The sequence below is a fragment of the Phytohabitans rumicis genome (assembly GCF_011764445.1).
In the GTDB taxonomy this organism is placed as follows: domain Bacteria; phylum Actinomycetota; class Actinomycetes; order Mycobacteriales; family Micromonosporaceae; genus Phytohabitans; species Phytohabitans rumicis.
In genome coordinates this window covers 5,655,217-5,672,458 of record NZ_BLPG01000001.1, presented here as the reverse complement: position 1 = coordinate 5,672,458, position 17,242 = coordinate 5,655,217, and the positions used below count along the sequence as shown (strand labels likewise).

The window sequence follows — 17,242 nt, the reverse complement described above, 5'->3', positions numbered from 1 at the left end:
TCGCAGCTCAGCCCGCCCCAGTCGGTGATCTCGAAGATGCGCGGGTCGCTGGGGCCGGCGGTGGCGAACAGGCCGATCCGGGTGAGCGTGTCCGGCAGCCAGACGTAGTGCAGGTTGGCCGGCGTGCGCGGCAGGAAGAAGGCCGCTCCGAGCGGGCGCTTGATGGCCCCAGCGGGAGCAGGTCGTCCGGTTCGGTGGCGGGCGGCGGCTGCCACAGCGGCTGCCGGCCGTTGCCGGGCGCCACCCGGCGGGGGCGGCGACCGGTGACGAGCACGTCCAGCGCCTCCTCGACGGTGTCGCCCAGGAGCCACTCGCCGGTCGGGTCGACCGACACGATCTTGCCGCTGTTGGTGATGGCCAGGACCGCCTCGTCGAGCCCTTCGACGCCCAGGGGGTAGAGCAGGGTGCCCATGGCCCGACCGACGTCGATGAGCGTCTCCACGCTGCCGGCGGCCAGCGTCGGGTCCAGCACGAACGGGCGCGGGGCGAGATCGACGCCGTCCCGGCCACCGTCGATGACCAGCCCGCCGAACTCGGCCAGCACCGGGTCCGCGGCGTTCGAGTCGTCCAGCCGGCCGCCGAACGTACCCATGCGGTCGGCCACCGCCCGGCGCATCGCCGCGATGTCCTCGGCGGGCAGCCGCCGGTCGGGCGTCCAGCCCGCCTCCCGCAGCGCGGCGTCGACCTCCGGACTGAACCGCCCGCTCATGCCGCGCCCTCCGGGCCTTGCAGCGCGAAGCCGAAGTGGCGCAGCAGGGCCTGGCACGAGACGCACGGCGGCGTCGGCTCGCCGGCGGTCGGATCGCCGGGCTCCCGGATCCGGTACGTCACGAGGTCCGCCCCGCGGAAGACCTCGGTGCGCGCGGAGTCCAGCGACACGTCGGCCGACCGCTTGGCCTCCTCGGCGTACAGCGCGTCGGAGACGGCGGCGACCTCGGAGCAGCGCTCGTAGCCGCGCTCCCGGTACGCCACCGGCAGCTCGTCGAGGAACTGCGCGACCAGGCGGTGCGGCCGCGGCGTGCCCTCGCCGCGCATGCTGTGTGAGATCCGTACGCGCCCGTCGGGCAGGCGCAGGTGGGTGGCGTTCTCCGGGAAGGCGGCGCGCACCCGCAGGTGCCGCGCCCGCACCACCGGGTCCCAGGTCAGCGTGGCCACCGGCACCTGCTCCCGGTACGCCCGGTACTGCTCGACCACCTCGGGGACGGGCACCGACGGCCAGTACGTCAGCTCGCCGTTGCGCCGGTCGACGACCGCGCGGCCGGAGCCGACGTCTTCGGACTCACCCGGCGGCAGCACCCGCCAGAACACGTACCCGAGGTCGAACTCGTGCACGCCGGCGGTCCGCACCAGTCCCACCGATTTGTCCTGGTTGACCCAGGGGGCCGCGATCAGTTGCGCCTCCCACTGATCGATCACACCGCCACTTTACTGGTGACGATGCCCAGTTCGTCGGCGCGCTCCCACACGGGGCGCAGGGCCGCCTCGGGGTCGCGGTGGAAGACGCTGGCCCGCAGGCGTACGAAGACGCAGTTGCCGACGCGTTCCAAAATGGCCTGTCGGCGCAGGTCCTGCGCGAACGCCTCGGCGCCGTGATAGCTGTCGCCGTCGCACTCGATGGCCAGCCGCCGCCCGTCCGGCGCGGCGACCATGAAGTCGACGGTGAACGTGCCGATCCGGAACTGCGGCACCGGTCGCAGCCCCGCGTCGGTGAACCGGCGCAGCACCGCCCGCTGGAAGTCGGTGACCGGCTCGCCGCCCACCGCCACCGGTGCCGGCGGCCGCTGGGCGTACGCCAGCAGCGCCGCGCGCGCGTCGTCGGCGTGCAGATCGGCCAGCGTCACCGAGTGGAAGACCCACATCTGGTCGCGGGCGCGGGAGGCCGCGACGTTGATCCGGCGGTGGAAGTCGCGCTTGGTGAACGCGCCGATCGCGCCGTCCGCGCTGGACACCACCATCGACGCGAGCACCACATCGCGCTCGTCGCCCTGGAACGTGTACGGGTCGCCAACCCGCAGCTCGCGGCGCTCCAACTCGTCCGGCCCGATCTCCTCGCGCAACCGGTGCTGCAGGTACGCCGCCTGCCCGCTGCCGGACAGCAGGCTCACCACGCCCAGCGAGCGCCCCTCGTACGACGGGTCGGCGACGATCGCCGCGACGCGGGCCACCAGGGCTTCCGCCTCGGCGACGTTGACCTCGCCGTACTCCGGCAGGACCGTGCGCCGGCCGGTGGGCACGTGCACCGCGACCACCGCGCTGTCCAGGCCGCTGCGCGAGGCCCGCAACGGCTGGATCTTGCCGTCGTAGTACACGCCGCTGGAGAAGCCGATGATGCCGGGCACGCTGCGGAAGTGCTCGGTGAGCAGGATCCGCTGGGGCGAGCGGCGGACCGCGTGGTCGTACAGGCTGCTCTCGGTGTCGAAGTGCTCCGCCGACGGCACGCCGGCCTCGTGCAGGTGGGTGGCGGCCAGCGCGTTGACCCGGTCGGTCGGCACGCCCACCAACTGCGGGCCGATCTGCTGGTCGTCGCCGACCACGACCGCGCGCCGGGCCAGGGTCAGCACGGGCAGCGCGAAGACGTCCGCCTGGGACGCCTCGTCCACGATCACCACGTCGAAGATGGGCGGGGAGCCCGGGAACTGCTCCAGCGCCCGGTCGATCGACATGATCCAGACGGGCACGGCGGTGACCGCCTCGGCCATGGCGCGCTGGGCGGCGGCCTGCCAGTGCGCGGCGCTCTTGCCGGTGCCCTTGCCGATCTTGCGGAGCGCGGCGGTCCAGTCGGCGAGCGCGGCCTTGCGCCGGTCGTCGAGGGTGAGCGAGACCTCCAGCCAGGCCGACGTCACCACCAGGTTGGCGGTGAGGCGGCGGATCTGGTCCCGCGCCCGCTCCAGCCGGCGGCCCAGGTCGGCGCCGTCGACGTCGCCGACCACCGAGTCGAACCAGGTCTGCGCCTGCCGCCACTGCCAGGCCCGGAGCGCGGCCGCGCCGTCGAAGTCGGCGGCGCCGGCATCGATCGCGCCCGCCCACTGTGGCGCGACGGCGGCGAGCCGGGCGTGCAGCGCGGCGTACCGGGTGGCGTCCGCCCGCAGCGTCCACAGTCGACGGATCTCGGCGAGCGCGGTGTCCCAGCCGGCCAGGTCGTCCCGGTCCCAGGCGGCGGCCAGCGACTGGAGCAGCGGCGAATGTGCGGCAGCTTCCCGAAGCCAGCCCGACATCGCCTCGCGCTCGGCCGCCAGCCGGTCGGCGAGGAAGACGTTGCCGGCGGCCTCGACCGCCCCGGCCAGCTCGGCGATCTGCCGGGCGTCCGCGTCGCGGGAGTAGCGCGGGAAGGCGGTGGTCAGCGTGGCGTGCAGCTCCGGCCAGCGGCGGCTCTCCCAGTCGAGCGCCTCCTGGGCGGAGCTGAGCAGCCGGCCGGCCCACAGCTCCGGCTCGTCAGCTGGGCCAGCTGGCGCTCGCTCCGCTCGCGCGGGTCCCAGAGCCGGCACCGGGGCGTCCAGGCGGGTGCGCCACTCGTCCCAGCGGGCGGCGAGCTGCTGGCGCAGCTGGGTGCGCTCCACGGTGGCCACCACCAGGTCGACGTCGTCGACCGTGCGCAACGGCTCGCCGTCGACGTGGATCTCGGCGACGACGCGGGCCAGCTCCGCGTGGGTCAGGCGGCGGACCGGCTTGCCGGCGGCGTACCGGGCGCGCACCTCGGTGAGCTGGGCGAGCAGGCGGCGGGGCTGGTCCGCGTACGGCTCCGGGATGGTGACCCGGCGGCCGGCCACGAACGCCGTACGGCGCCCCAGCTCGGTGAGCAGCTGCTGGCCGGCGGCCACGTGCCCGTCCCACACCGCGCGCCAGCTCGGGTCGCGGATGAGCTGGCCGAGCCGGTCGGTCCAGCTGCCCTCGCGCCGGGTCAGGTCGTCGGACGCCTGGCGCAGAGACGCGGCCAGTTCGTCGATCGCGGGCGCGCCGAGCCGGCGTACCCCCTCGATGGCGATCCCGCGGTCGCGCAGCGCGTCGACCACCTTGCGCGCGTCGCGCAGCGCGTCCCGTTGCGCGGCGATCGCCTCGCCGGTCGGCAGCTGGCCCTCGGCGGGCAGCGGGCTCAGCGCCGCCGCGCGGTCGGCGGCGGAGATCCGCCGGGCCAGGTCGGCGAGCGCGGCGAACTCGACGGCCTCCAGCGGCGGTGGCGTGCCCGGCTCGACGGCGTCGGCGACGAGGGCGTCCGCCTCGTGCCGGCGCAGCCAGTCGCCGACCTCGCCGGCGGTGCTGCCCTCGTACTTGGCCGCCTCCCGCTCGGCGGTGGCGAGCAGCTCGGCGCGGGCCTCCGCGAAACCGGCCTCGGCGGCCTCGATGTCGGCCACCAGCCGGCGCACCCACGCGCCCTCGGCGTCCCGGTCGAGCGTGGCCGCCCGGTCGGACAGCTCGCGGGCCGCGACCTGGAGCTGGACGAGCTGGTCGGCGGAGCGGCCGAGCACGGCCAGGCAGAGCGGCTGGATCTCGCTCGGCAGGCCGTCGCGCAGGACGCGCAGCGGGTCCTCCTTCTGCGCGAGGACGAGCACGCGCTTGCCGTGCGCGACGAGGTGGCAGATCAGGTTGCGGATGGTGTGCGTCTTGCCGGTGCCGGGCGGGCCCTGTACGGCGACGTTGCGGTGCGCGGCGAGCCGGCGCGCGATCGACTCCTGGGCGTCGTTGGTGGCCATCGGCATGAGCAGCCGCTCGCGCGTCCGGGTCCAGGCGTCCGGGTCGTCGTCGGGCATGTGCAGCCGGCTCGGTTCGTGGGCCAGCACGCCGGCGAGCGCGCCCACACCGGCGGACGGGTTGGCGGCGAGCCGGTCGCGCAGCTGCTCCAGGAAGCGGCGGACCATCCGCTGGCGGGGCCGGACGAACAGCACGCCGGTGTCGGTGACGGCGTCCGCGTCGAGCCCGAGCCGGCGTACGGCCCGGCGGGCGAAGTCCTGCCGCTCGGTCGCGTCCCACGGGTCGACGTCGACCTGGCCGCCGGTGCCGCCCAGCTCCAGGAAGTCGGCGACGCGCCGGCCGTCGAGGTCGCCGAGCGCGTCCGCCTGCAGGCGGGGCGGGCCCTGCGGCACCACCGCCACGGTGGTGGACTCCGGGTCGTACTCGATCGCGACCGGCGTGGCGATCAGCGGGTACCGGATGTCGCGGTGCTGCAGGACGAGGTGGCCCCAGACCAGCTCGACCCGCGCGGCGTCGATGTCGACCCGGTAGCGCAGGTCGTAGAGGCGGTCGTGCAGGCGTCGGGTGGCCTCGGCCGCCTGGTGCAGGTGCGACCAGGGCAGCCACTGCGTTTCGACCCAGCTGGTGAACTCGGCGTGCACCCGCTGCGGCACGTCGCCGATCGTCGGCGGGGTGATGGCGGACAGGTCCCACACCAGGTGGCGCAGCAGCGGGGTGGGGATCGACGGCGGGGTGGGCGGCTCCGGCCGGCTCACCCGCAGCCAGCTCCCGCCCGGCTGGTACGGCCCGAGCCCGCACTCGACGTGGGCCGGCAGTTCGTCCTGCCAGTACGCGTCGGCCGCCGGCACGGCGCGGACCGGCTTCTCCAGCAGGGCGCGGACGGCGAGCAGGTACTCGGTGAGGGCGACGGCCCGCGCGTGAACCACCGGCGGCGCGTCGTCGCCGCCGGTGGGCTCGATGTCCTCCTGCGCTGCGGTCATCAGCATCGACGGTAACCCGTCAGTGCACCGTCTGCCCGTTGATCAAGCAGTTCTGTCGATCGTATGTTCGCGTGCCGCCGCGTACTGCTCGCGGATGCGGGGCACGGCCTTGCCGTCAAATGACTGGACGTCTCCGCCGGACCAGGTGGGCGGCGACGCTCCGCCCAGCGCCACCCAGGCCGCCTGGCGGGCCGCCCCGTCGGCGACGTACTCCCCCGGCGGCGGCACGACGACCGGGGCGCCGAACACCTCCGGCGCGATCCGGCGTACCGCCTCGGAGCGGGCGCCGCCGCCGACCAGGATCACCCGGTTGACCACCGCGCCCTGCCCGACCAGCGCGTCGAGGCCGTCGGCGAGCGCGCACAGCATGCCCTCGACGGCCGCCCGCGCGAGGTGGGCCGGGGTGGACGTGGCCAGGGTGAGCCCGTGCACCGCCCCGGTCGAGAGTGGACGGTTGGGGGTGCGCTCGCCCTCCAGGTACGGCACGAGCACCAGCCCATCCGCGCCGGCCGGGGCGCTCAGCGCGAGCCGGGACAGCTCGGTGTGGTCCACCCGCAGCAGGGCGGCGACGGCGTCGAGCACCCGGGCCGCGTTGAGCGTGGCGACCAGCGGCAGGAAGCGCCCGGTGGTGTCGGCGAAGCCGGCCACCGTGCCGCTCGGGTCGGCCGCCGGGGTCTCGGCGACGCTGAACGCCGTACCGGAGGTGCCGATCGAGACGAGCACGTCGCCGGGGAGCGCGCCGGCGCCGAGGGCGGCGGCCGCGTTGTCGCCGGCGCCCGGGCCGAGCGGGGCGCCACTTGCCAGGTTGCCGGCCGTACCGGTCGGGCCGAGGACCTCCGGCACCACCGGCTCCCGCCCGAAGGCGTGCCGCAGCAGGTCGAGGCGGTACTCCCCGGTGGCCGCCGACCAGTAGCCGGTGCCGCTGGCGTCGCTGCGGTCGGTACGCAGCGCGGCGAGCCCGCCCGCGCCCGCCAGCTTCCATGTCAGCCAGTCGTGCGGCAGGCAGACCGCGGCCGTGCGCTCGGCGTTGGCCGGCTCGGCGCTCGCCAGCCAGCGCAGCTTGGTGATGGTGAAGGAGGCCACCGGCACCAGCCCGACCGCGTCGGCCCACGCCTGCCCGCCGCCGAGCTCCGCGGTCAGCTCGGCCGCGGCGCCCGCCGAGCGGGTGTCGTTCCACAGCAGGGCGGGCCGGACCACCTCACCCCGCTCGTCCAGGCACACCATCCCGTGCTGCTGCCCCGCCACCGAGGCCGCCGCCACGTCATCCAGCCCGCCGGCTTGGGCGATCGCCTCGGTGAGCGCGTCCCACCACGCGTGCGGGTGCACCTCGGTCCCGTCCGGATGCGCCGCGCGCCCCTCCCTGACCAGCTCCCCGCTGGCCGCGTCCCGGACCACCACCTTGCACGACTGGGTGGACGAGTCGACTCCCGCTACAAGCACGGTTCCCTCCCCTCAAGATCGCGTTGATCAGGGACCGGCTCCCTCGACGCGCCGCAAAACGCCCGAGCCAGTCCCTGATCAACGAGGCGACGAGCGTCAGCGGGCGCCAAGCGCGTGCTCGGCGGCCAGCTGGTTGAGGCGGACGAAGCCGTAACCGCGGGCGCCGACCGCGTCCGGGTCGAAGTCCTCCCACGACGAGCGGTCGGCTAGCAGGTCCTGGTAGGACTCGCCTGGCGCCAACGTTGGCTGCGCCAACTCGGCTACCCGCGCGGCGGCCAGGGCGTCTTGGACCTCGGGGTCGGCGCGGAACGCCCGCGCGCGCTCCCTGAGCAGGAGGTACATGCGCATGTTGGCCGCCGCCGACGCCCAGACGCCGTCGTAGTCCTCGGTGCGGGACGGCTTGTAGTCGAAGTGCCGGGGACCCTCGTACGCCTGGCCGCCCGCCGGGCCGCCGTGCTCCAGCAGGTCGACCAGGGCGAACGCGTTGAGCAGGTCGCCGTGCCCGAACACCAGGTCCTGGTCGAACTTGATGCCGCGCTGGCCGTTCAGGTCGATGTGGAAGAGCTTGCCGGCCCACAGCGCCTGGGCGATGCCGTGCGCGAAGTTCAGCCCGGCCATCTGCTCGTGGCCGACCTCCGGGTTGAGGCCCACCAGTTCACCGTGCTCCAGCTGCGCGATGAACGCGAGCGCGTGCCCCACGGTCGGGAGCAGGATGTCGCCGCGCGGCTCGTTCGGCTTGGGCTCGATGGCGAAGCGCAGCGGGTAGCCACGGTCGATCACGTACTGCGCGAGCAGGTCGACGGCCTCCCGGTAGCGGTCCAGCGCGGCGCGGACGTCCTTGGCGTGGTCGTACTCCGCGCCCTCGCGGCCGCCCCACATGACGAACGTCTGCGCGCCCAGCTCGGCGGCGAGGTCGAGGTTGCGCAGCACCTTGCGCAGCGCGTACCGCCGGATCGACCGGTCGTTGCTGGTGAAGCCGCCGTCCTTGAACACCGGGTGGGTGAACAGGTTGGTGGTCACCATCGGCACGACCATGCCGGTCTCGTCGAGCGCCTTGCGGAAGCGCCCGATGTGGTCGTCGCGGCTCGCGTTGTCGGAGCCGAACGGCACGAGGTCGTCGTCGTGGAACGTCAGACCGTAGGCGCCCAGCTCGGAGAGCTTGTGCACGGCCTCGACCGGGTCGAGCGGCGCCCGGGTCGCGTCACCGAACGGATCGCGGGCCTGCCAACCCACGGTCCAGAGACCGAACGAGAACTTGTCGGCGCGAGTGGGTTGGACCGTCATGGTGACCTCCACGCAATATCCGCGATTTGTTCAATGGTTGAATTATTTGCCGCCGCTATGTCACTGTCAAGGCATGACGGACGCGCCCGTGCGCCAGGGTTCCCTGCGCGAGCACAACCTGGGCCTGGTGTTACGCCAGGTCGCCAGCGCAGGTCGCCCGCCGTCCCGGGCCGACATCGCCGCCGCCACCAGTCTCACCCGCGCCACCGTGTCCGCGCTGGTGGACGACCTGATCGAGGGCGGGCTGCTGACCGAGGTCGACCCCGCGCCGCGGGCCGGCGCGGGGCGCCCGGCCGCCGGGCTCGTGCTGTCCGCCGCCGGGCCCGCCGGGCTCGGGCTGGAGATCAACGTCGACTACCTCTCGGCCTGCGTCGTCGACCTCGCGGGGTCGGTCCGGCATCAGGAGGTACGCCATGCGGATCAGCGCCCGCGCGACCCTGCACAGGTGTGGGCCGAGGTGGCGGAGCTGGCCGCGAGCGCGCGGGCGCGCGTCGAGCAGGAGGGGCTGTTGCTGGCCGGCGCCGCGGTCGCCGTGCCCGGCCTGGTGACCGCGGACGGCCTGGTCCGGCTCGCGCCCAACCTCGGCTGGCGCGACGTGGCCGTGCCCTCGTCGCTGGCCGGGGTCGCGGTCACCGTCGACAACGAGGCCAACCTCGCCGCGCTGAGCGAACTGCACGCCAGCGCCAGCGCCAGCCAGCACAGCTTCCTGTACGTCTCCGGCGAGATCGGCATCGGCGCGGGCATCGTGCTGAACGGGGCGCTGTTTCGCGGCGCCCGCGGCTGGAGCGGCGAGCTGGGCCACGTGGCCGTGCACCCGGACGGGCCCACCTGCCGGTGCGGGGCACACGGGTGCCTGGAGCAGTACGCGGGACAGGAGGCGATCCTGCGCGCCGCCGGGGCCGCCTCGCTCGACGACCTGCGGAGCCGGGCCGAGGCGGGCGACCCGGCGGCCGGCGAGGCCCTCGCGGCGGCCGGTACGGCGCTCGGCGTGACCATCGCCGGCGTGATCAACCTGCTCGACGTCGAGGCGGTCGTGCTGGGCGGCGCGTACGCTCCGCTCGCCCGGTGGTTGCACCCCGGCGTGGCCGGCGAGATCGGTCAGCGGGTGCTGACCGCCGCGTGGTCACCGGTGCCGGTACGCCCGTCGCTGCTCGGCGGGGACGCGGCCGTGGTCGGCGCGGCCGGCTCGGTGGTCCGGGCGATCCGCGATCACCCGGCCCGCTGGCTGGCCGCTAGTACGCGCCACGGCTAGCCATGACCGCCCCCACGGTCTTCCACAGGATGACCAGGTCCGCCGCGAGCGACCAGTTTTCGACGTAGTAGAGGTCGAGCCGGAGGCCGTCCTCCCAGGACAGATCCGACCGGCCGCTGACCTGCCACAGGCCGGTGATGCCCGGCTTGACCAGCAGGCGCCGGGCGATGTCGACGTCGTACCGGGCCACCTCGGACGGCAGCGGCGGGCGCGGCCCGACCAGGCTCATGTGCCCGATCACCACGTTGAGCAGCTGCGGCAGCTCGTCGAGGGAGTACTTGCGCAGGATCCGGCCGACCCGGGTGACCCGGGGGTCCTTGCGCATCTTGAAGAGCAGGCCGTCGTGCTCGTTGTTGGCGGTCAGCTTGGCGAGCATCTCGTCCGCGTTGACCACCATCGTGCGGAACTTGAAGACGCCGAACTCCTTGCCGCCCTGCCCGACCCGGATCTGCCGGAAGATGACCGGCCCGCGACTGTCCAGTTTGATCGCGATGGCGATCATGAGAAGGAGCGGGAACGCGAGGGTGAGGCCGAGCAGCGCGGTGGACCGGTCGACGAAGCCCTTGACTATCTTGCGGGCCCCCCGGAACTCCGGCGCCTCCACGTGGATCAGCGGCAGGCCGGCGACCGGTCGGGTGTGGATGCGCGGGCCGGCCACGTCGGTCAGCGCCGGCGCCAGCACCAGGTCGATGCCGGTGCCTTCCATCTGCCAACCCAGCCGGCGCAGGCGGGCGGCGGTCAGCTCGCCGGAGGCGGTCACCGCGACGGTGTCCACGCCGGTGGCGGCGGCCGACTCCAGGATGCTGCGGAACGAGCCCACCACCGGGACGTCGCCGAGCCGCTGGGGCACCGGGGCGAGGAGGGCGTCCGGGATGCAGGCGCCGACCACCCGGTAGCCGGCGTACGGCTCGCGGCGCAGCGTGTGCACCAACTCCAGCACGTGCGGGGCGTCGCCGACCACGAGCACCCGGCGGGACCAGCCGGCGCCCCGGGTGCGGGCCCGGTGCAGCCACTTGCGGGCCACGTACCGCCCGCCGACCAAGCCCACGATGCCGATAGCAAACGTCAGAGCCAGGAAGCCGCGGGCCACGCCCACGTTGGCGATGTAACCGAGGATGGCCACCGCACCGGCCAGCCGCAGGCTCCCCGAGGTGACCCGGCGGTACTCGTCCGCGCCGTAGCCGAGCACCCGGTCGTCGTAGCAGCGCAGCAGCTTGAGCGAGGCGAGCCAGCCCAGCACGATGGCGGGGCACACCACGTAGTACGGGATCTCCGAACCCACCGGGGCGCCGCCACCGAACGGCCCCACGACGTAGTTGAAGCGCCCGAAATAGCCAGCCACCACCGCGAGAACGATGATGGCGGTGTCCGCCAACACGAGCGTTCTCTCGTAGGCACGTAGTCGCGCTCGCAAGAGCGCGCCCGAAGCGTCCAAAGTGGGCTGACCCACAGTGGCACGCGTCAGGAGAGTCGCCGACGACACGAGCCCTCCCCCAGCTTGTCTAGTCGACGCGCCCCGAGGCGCCCACAACCCTCCAATCAGGGCTGGCGGCGCCGGAGCACCAGGACATCTTCACTCACGGGGACACCCCGAAAGTGCTTCGGACAAAAAACTGTCAGTTCATTGCGATCAACCATCCGAACGTACATGTGCAGATAGTGGCCTTTTGGCTACACATTGCACATGTGGACAGAACCGCAGGTCAGCGCGGGGCGGCAGGGCGCAGCGCCAGTGCCTTGAGGAAGATGTCGCCGATCTTCGTCGGGTCCTTGGTGACGAACACCCCGCCACCCGTGACCTTCGTGATCCGCTTGAGCGCCGCCTCGTCCACCCCGTCGCCGATGCCCAAAATGATCACCTGGACCGGCCGCTTGTTGTCCGACAGGGACTTGAGCTGGTTGAGCAGCGCCTGCTCGCTGACCCCATTGGGATCGTCGTTCTTGCCGTCGGTGAAGAGCACGATGGAGTTGACCCGGTCCGACGCCCAGTCCTCCTGCACGGTCTTGTACGCCGCCAGGATCGTGTCGTACAGCCCGGTGTCGCCGTCGGACTTCGGCTCGACCTTCTTCAGCTCGCTGAGCGCCTTGCCGCGGTTGCTGCTGAGCGGACCGATCGGCACGAGCTGGCGCCAGTCCCGCGAGCCGTCCAGCTCGGTGGAGAAGATCCACAGACCCAGCGCCCACGAGTCGTCGAACAGGCTCAGCCCGCGCTCGGCCGCGGCCAGGGTGACCTGCATGCGGGTGGCGTTGTTCGCCCCCGGGACGGTCTCCAGCATCGAGCCGGACACGTCCATCACGGCGAGCATCCGGCCCGGCGCGGTGACCGCGGTCCAGGTTGCCAGCGACCGGTCCACCGACGCGGGGTCGATACCGCCGGCCGCCGTACCCCCGTTGTTGGGTGAGGCCGAAGGTGGCCCGCCGGCGGGGCTGGGCGCGCCGGTCGGGGCCGTAAAGCCGGAGCCCCACGTGCCGTCGGGCGCGCGCAGGCCCTGCGCACCGAGCCGGTCGCGGAACTCGCCGGAGTCGAGCGCGTCGTGCACCGCCGCGGCGGCGGAGATCTTGGCCGCGTCGATGCCGGGCATCACGGCGAACGGGTAGTCCAGCGGCGCCGGAGTGGGCTCCACGTACAGCGCCGCGAGCGGCACCGGCGGCTTCTTCGCGTTGTACGCGATCACGTCCTCCTCGGACAGCGGCGCCACGCTCAGCCCGGAGGCGAGTGACGCGGCGTCCGCCGCCTGCGGGAACTTGGCCACCAGGTCGTCGCGCAGCGCCGACCGGCCGATCGCCAGTGACCGCAGCGCCGCGGTCTGGGCCTGCGCCGCGTCCTTGACGCTGCCGGCCGCCGCGCTCAGCGACAGCAGCCCGGACAGGCCGGCCGAGTCGCGGGTGGGCTCGACGATCCCGGTGCGCAGGCCGGTGCCGGTGGTGATCTTCGCGAGCAGGTCGGCCCAGCCGACCTTCTTGTCCGGCCAGCCGAGGCTCTCCGCGATCGGCTCGGGCATGGCGGCCACCACCGGGCTGCGCGCGATCGAGGCGCCGTCGGTCGGGGTGAAGCCGGCCGCGGCCGTCTTGAGCCGCACCAGCCAGCTCGTCGAGTCGGGCAGCCACACGTCGGGGACGGTGGTGGTGCCGTTGGGTCCGCCGACGCCGGCCAGCCCCACACCGTGCTCGGCGGCGAGCACCGCCGCCATGTCGACCGAGTTGACCTCCGTGACGGCGACGGTGACACAGGTGCCGTCCGCCGAACCGCCGCCGGCCTTCCAACTCTCCACCGTGGAACGCACAGCGGGTGCGATTTCGGGGGCGGCGGCGACGGCAAGCTTCACGTCGCCGGTGCAGCGGTTGCCGGCGAGTTGCCTATATCCGAACCACGATCCACCCACAACGACGACAAGCGCCATCGCTACAGCGATGGCGCCTGCTCCGCGGAAGCGACTACGCATGCGATGGCGGCCTGGCACGGTCCCCATCCTGCTTACGCTGCCCAGATGTCGCCAGGGACGTTCGGCCGAAAGTTACGGATGAGAAACCTTGTGGCGGATATTTCGTCACAACGGGTAGCTGTATAGCGCCGCACCGTTGACGGAATACGTCACATATCAGGTCTTATGCCTACGCAGTTCAACTGATGTCGGTAATTGTCATTAACGAGCTATAAGGACTTAGCGGGCAAAACGCATGTGGGGCTGGACAGCTCCAATGCCGTACCCGGCTCCTGGGGCACGCCCGTGTCCGGATCGAGCCGGAAGCCGACGACGGCGTGTGACCGCTCGTTGGCGACATACAGATGCTCCTCGATCAGTGCGAAGTGCCGCGGCCACTGGCCGCCCGTCGCCACCTCGGCGACCCGGCGCGGCAGCAGCTCGTCGACCGCGAACGCGGTGATCGTGTCCGGCCCGCGGTTGGCCACGTAGAGGAAGCGCCCGTCCGCGCTTACCGCGATCTCCGAGGGGAACGCGCCGGCCCGCTCGCTGGCGGGCACCCGACCCCGGTCGTGCAGGATCCCGGGGACCCCGTCGAGCTCGTACGCGGTGACCGACCTGTCCAGCTCGCCGACCAGGTAGGCGCGCCGGCCATCCGGGTGCCGGGCGAGGTGCCGGGGTCCCTTGCCCGGGTGCGTGTGCACGCGCGGCGCGAGCGGCACCAGGCGGCCCGTCGCGGCCTCCAACTCGTACCGGTACACGGCGTCCGTGCCCAGGTCGACGACCAGCACCGCGCCGCCGCCCGGGTTGGGCGAGATCATGTGCGCGTGCGCCCGCTCCTGCCTTTCCGGGTCCGGGCCGGCGCCGTCGTGCACCAGCAGGTCGGTCCGCTCACCCAGCGCGCCGTCGTCAGCCAGCCGGTGTACGGCGACGCTGCCGCTCGTGTAGTTGGCGCTGATCAGGTAGCGGCCACCGGGCGCCACGGCCAGGTGGCAGGGGTGCATACCGCCGGTGGAGGCCGTGCCGAGCGGCCGCAGCGACGTCGCGCCGGCCACCGCCCACCCGCTGACCGCGCCCTCTTCGAGCTCGTTGACCGAATACAGCACCGGAAGCGTGGGGTGCCACACCAGGAACGACGGTGACGGCGCCTGCGCCACCACGCCGAGCGACTCCAGCGCGCCGGTGCCCCGGTCCCGACGTACCGCCGTGATGCCGGTGCCCTGGCCGCCCGTCTCCGCCGTGTAGCACCCGACGTAGAGGAGTTCGGTCACGCTACAGATCCAACCAGAACGCGAGCCGTTGATCTAGAGCGTTCTGATCATATAGGATCCATGATCGTGACGACGATCCGTCCGGCGCGCCGGCTGACCCTCACCGAGGACGTGTACGTCTCGGTACAGGGCCTGATCATGGACCATGCCGTGGCGCCCGGCGAACGGATCAACATCGATGCCCTGGCCCGCCAGATGGAGGTCTCGCCGACCCCGGTGCGGGAGGCACTGGCCCGGCTGGAGGCCGACGGGCTGGTCCGCAAGCGCCCGCTGGCCGGCTACACCGCCGCTCCCCTGCTCACCCTTGCCGAGTTCGAAGAGCTCGTCGAGATGCGCCTCATCCTCGAACCGGCCGCCGCCCGCCGGGTCGCCACCGCCGGCGCCGATGTGGACCGGCTCCGCGCCGAGGCGGATCTGCCGGACCAGCAGCCGAGGATCGCTGCCTTCACCGCGCAGGACGCGCGCTTCCACCATCTGCTGGCCGAGCTGTCCGGCAACCGCATGCTCCACGAGGCGGTGGTCCGGCTGCGCTCGCACCTGCACCTGTTCCGGCTGAACTTCCCCGCGACCCACTACGGGATCAGCGCCCAGGAGCACCACCGCGTCGTCGACGCGATCGCCGCCGGCGACCCGGACCGCGCGGAGGCCGCGATGCGCGCCCACATCAGCGCCGCCCGCGAGCGCCACCTGGTTCACCTGGAAGGGCAGCCGTCGTGAGGATCGCCCTGTTCGTCACCTGCGTGAACGACCTGGTGTTTCCCGGCACCGGCCGGGCCGTCGTCCGGGTGCTGGAACGCCTCGGCCACACCGTGGAGTTCCCCGCCGAGCAGGGCTGCTGCGGGCAGATGCACGCCAACAGCGGCTACCGGGACGAGGCCCTGCCGCTGGTCGCCAACTACGTCAAGACCTTCGACGGGTACGACGCGATCGTCGGCCCGTCGGGCTCCTGCGTCGCGATGATCCGCGACTGGTACCCCAAGCTCGTCTCCGGCGCCGACGCGGTGGCCGCCCGCACCTACGAGCTGTCCGAACTGCTCGTCGACGTGCTCGGGGTGACCGACGTGGGCGCCGCGTTTCCGCACCGGGTCACCTACCACCCGACCTGCCACGGGCTGCGGATGCTGCGCCTCGGCGACCGGCCCTACCGGCTCCTGCGCGCGGTGCGCGGCCTGGAACTGGTCGACCTGCCCGGCGCGGAGGAGTGCTGCGGCTTCGGCGGGACGTTCGCGATGAAGAACGCGGGCGTCTCGGGGGCGATGCTCGCCGACAAGTGCGCGTCCATCGTGGACACCGGAGCCGAGTACGTCGCCGCGGTCGACAACTCCTGCCTGGCCCACATCGGCGGCGGCCTGTCCCGAACTCGCGTGAAGGCCAAGCCCATCCACTACGCGGAGATCCTCGCCTCATGACCGGGACCGGAAACATCGTCGCGCGGCTGCCCTTCCCGGTGGCGGCCCGCAAGGAACTGGCCGACACGCAGCTGCGGGCCAACCTCCGGCGCGCCACCCACACCATCCGCGACAAGCGCCTGCGGGTGGTCGGCGAGGTGCCCGACTGGGAGGAGCTGCGGGTGGCCGGCGCGGCCATCAAGGACGACGTGCTGGCCCGGCTGCCGGAGCTGCTGGAGCGGTTCGAGGCGGCGGCCACCGCGGCCGGCGCGACCGTGCACTGGGCCCGCGACGCCGCCGAGGCGTGCACGGTCGTCACCGACCTGGTACGGCGTTCGGGCGCCACCGAGGTGGTCAAGGTCAAGTCGATGGCCACCCAGGAGATCGGGCTCAACGAGGCGCTGGAGGCGGCCGGCATCGAGGCCGTGGAGACCGACCTGGCCGAGCTGATCGTGCAGCTCGCCGGCGACACCCCCTCGCACATCCTGGTGCCCGCCATCCACTACAACCGCACCCAGATCCGCGACATCTTCGACCGCAACGGACTGTTATCCGACCGTGCGCGCACCGACGACCCGCCCGCGCTCGCCGAGGCCGCCCGCCGGCACCTGCGCGCCAAGTTCCTCTCCGCGAAGGTGGGCATCTCCGGTGCCAACTTCGCCGTCGCCGACTCCGGCACCCTGGTGGTGGTCGAGTCCGAGGGCAACGGCCGGATGTGCCTCACGCTCCCGGAGACGCTCATCTCCGTGGTGGGCATCGAGAAGATCGTGCCGACCTTCCGCGACCTGGAGGTGTTTCTCCAGCTGCTGCCGCGGTCGTCGACCGGCGAACGGATGAACCCGTACACGTCGCTGTGGACCGGCGTGACGCCCGGCGACGGCCCGCAGACCGTCCACATCGTACTGGTCGACAACGGCCGGACGGACACGCTCGCCGACGAGGTTGGCCGGCAGGCGCTGCGCTGCATCCGCTGCTCGGCCTGCCTCAACGTGTGCCCGGTGTACGAGCGGGTGGGCGGCCACGCGTACGGGTCCGTCTACCCTGGACCGATCGGCGCGATCCTGTCGCCCCAGATGAGCGGGGGAGGCGCCAACCGCACCCTGCCGTACGCCTCGACGCTGTGCGGGGCCTGCTTCGACGCGTGCCCGGTGCGCATCAACATCCCCGAGGTGCTGGTCCACCTGCGACAGATCGGCAAGCACCCGCCCGCCGAGCGCGCCGCGATGCGCGCCCTCTCCTGGACCATGCGCGACCGCCGCAGGTACGCCGCCGCCCTCCGCCTGGCCCGCCGCAGCGCCGCCCCCGTCCGCTGGCTGGCCGGCGACCGAATCCGCCACCTCCCCTGGCCCCTGTCAGCCTGGACCCGGTTCCGCGACGCCCCCTTACCCGCCCCCGAATCCTTCCGCGACTGGTGGACCCGTGCCCACGGTTGATCATGAACTTGTCCCCGTCAAAGAGGGTGATTCACGTGGATAACTTCATGGTCACCGGGGTGGGGCGCGGGCGGAGATCCTGGCGC

The 17,242-nt window shown here is 73.1% G+C and carries 12 protein-coding genes; 4 read left to right on the top strand and 8 right to left on the bottom strand.

Features of this window, described 5'->3' with window-relative positions:
• Window positions 1-7: 7 nt before the first annotated feature.
• The 5 genes from Prum_RS25825 to xylA all read right to left on the bottom strand — a co-directional run bounded on the left by Prum_RS25825 (window position 8) and on the right by xylA (window position 8,390).
• Window positions 8-709 carry an SUKH-3 domain-containing protein gene (locus Prum_RS25825; protein WP_173078846.1) on the bottom strand — a complete coding sequence of 234 codons (702 nt, stop codon included), beginning with the start codon at window positions 707-709 and terminating at the stop codon, window positions 8-10.
• Window positions 706-1,416, bottom strand: coding sequence for an SUKH-4 family immunity protein (locus Prum_RS25820; protein ID WP_173078845.1), 711 nt, complete (start codon window positions 1,414-1,416; stop codon window positions 706-708). The genes Prum_RS25825 and Prum_RS25820 overlap by 4 nt, the downstream gene beginning before the upstream one ends.
• Window positions 1,413-5,666 (bottom strand): PDDEXK-like endonuclease domain-containing protein, encoded by a 4,254-nt coding sequence (locus tag Prum_RS25815; protein ID WP_173078844.1) that lies wholly within the window; start codon window positions 5,664-5,666, stop codon window positions 1,413-1,415. Before Prum_RS25815 ends, Prum_RS25820 begins: the two co-directional genes overlap by 4 nt.
• A gap of 42 nt (window positions 5,667-5,708) precedes the next feature.
• Window positions 5,709-7,106, bottom strand: coding sequence for a xylulokinase (gene xylB, locus Prum_RS25810; RefSeq protein WP_173078843.1), 1,398 nt, complete (start codon window positions 7,104-7,106; stop codon window positions 5,709-5,711).
• Window positions 7,107-7,202: 96 nt separating this feature from the next.
• The gene (xylA, locus tag Prum_RS25805) at window positions 7,203-8,390 is read right to left on the bottom strand and encodes a xylose isomerase (RefSeq protein ID WP_173078842.1); all 1,188 of its coding nucleotides are present in this window, start codon (window positions 8,388-8,390) and stop codon (window positions 7,203-7,205) included.
• A gap of 73 nt (window positions 8,391-8,463) precedes the next feature.
• Between xylA and Prum_RS25800 the strand changes: the two genes are divergently transcribed.
• Window positions 8,464-9,642, top strand: a complete 1,179-nt coding sequence (locus Prum_RS25800; protein WP_173078841.1) for an ROK family transcriptional regulator — start codon at window positions 8,464-8,466, stop codon at window positions 9,640-9,642.
• Here Prum_RS25800 and Prum_RS25795 read toward each other — a convergent pair.
• From Prum_RS25795 to Prum_RS25785, 3 genes are all read right to left on the bottom strand, one after another.
• Window positions 9,623-11,125, bottom strand: coding sequence for a sugar transferase (locus Prum_RS25795; RefSeq protein ID WP_173078840.1), 1,503 nt, complete (start codon window positions 11,123-11,125; stop codon window positions 9,623-9,625). The genes Prum_RS25800 and Prum_RS25795 overlap by 20 nt on opposite strands.
• A gap of 220 nt (window positions 11,126-11,345) precedes the next feature.
• Window positions 11,346-13,043, bottom strand: a complete 1,698-nt coding sequence (locus Prum_RS25790) for a VWA domain-containing protein (protein WP_246278093.1) — start codon at window positions 13,041-13,043, stop codon at window positions 11,346-11,348.
• A 251-nt stretch (window positions 13,044-13,294) separates the two neighbouring features.
• Window positions 13,295-14,344, bottom strand: a complete 1,050-nt coding sequence (locus Prum_RS25785; RefSeq protein WP_173084146.1) for a lactonase family protein — start codon at window positions 14,342-14,344, stop codon at window positions 13,295-13,297.
• Between the two features lie 57 nt (window positions 14,345-14,401).
• On the opposite strand from Prum_RS25785, the gene Prum_RS25780 reads away from it, so the two are divergent.
• Genes Prum_RS25780 through Prum_RS25770 form a run of 3 tightly spaced genes read left to right on the top strand, consistent with a single transcriptional unit; the run spans window position 14,402 to window position 17,156 of the window.
• The gene (locus tag Prum_RS25780) at window positions 14,402-15,052 is read left to right on the top strand and encodes a GntR family transcriptional regulator (protein ID WP_246278091.1); all 651 of its coding nucleotides are present in this window, start codon (window positions 14,402-14,404) and stop codon (window positions 15,050-15,052) included.
• Window positions 15,049-15,744: a (Fe-S)-binding protein gene (locus Prum_RS25775; protein ID WP_173078837.1), complete on the top strand. Its 696-nt coding sequence runs from the start codon at window positions 15,049-15,051 to the stop codon at window positions 15,742-15,744. Before Prum_RS25780 ends, Prum_RS25775 begins: the two co-directional genes overlap by 4 nt.
• On the top strand, window positions 15,741-17,156 hold the full coding sequence (locus Prum_RS25770; RefSeq protein ID WP_173078836.1) for a LutB/LldF family L-lactate oxidation iron-sulfur protein: 1,416 nt from the start codon (window positions 15,741-15,743) through the stop codon (window positions 17,154-17,156). Before Prum_RS25775 ends, Prum_RS25770 begins: the two co-directional genes overlap by 4 nt.
• The last annotated feature ends 86 nt before the right edge of the window (window positions 17,157-17,242 follow it).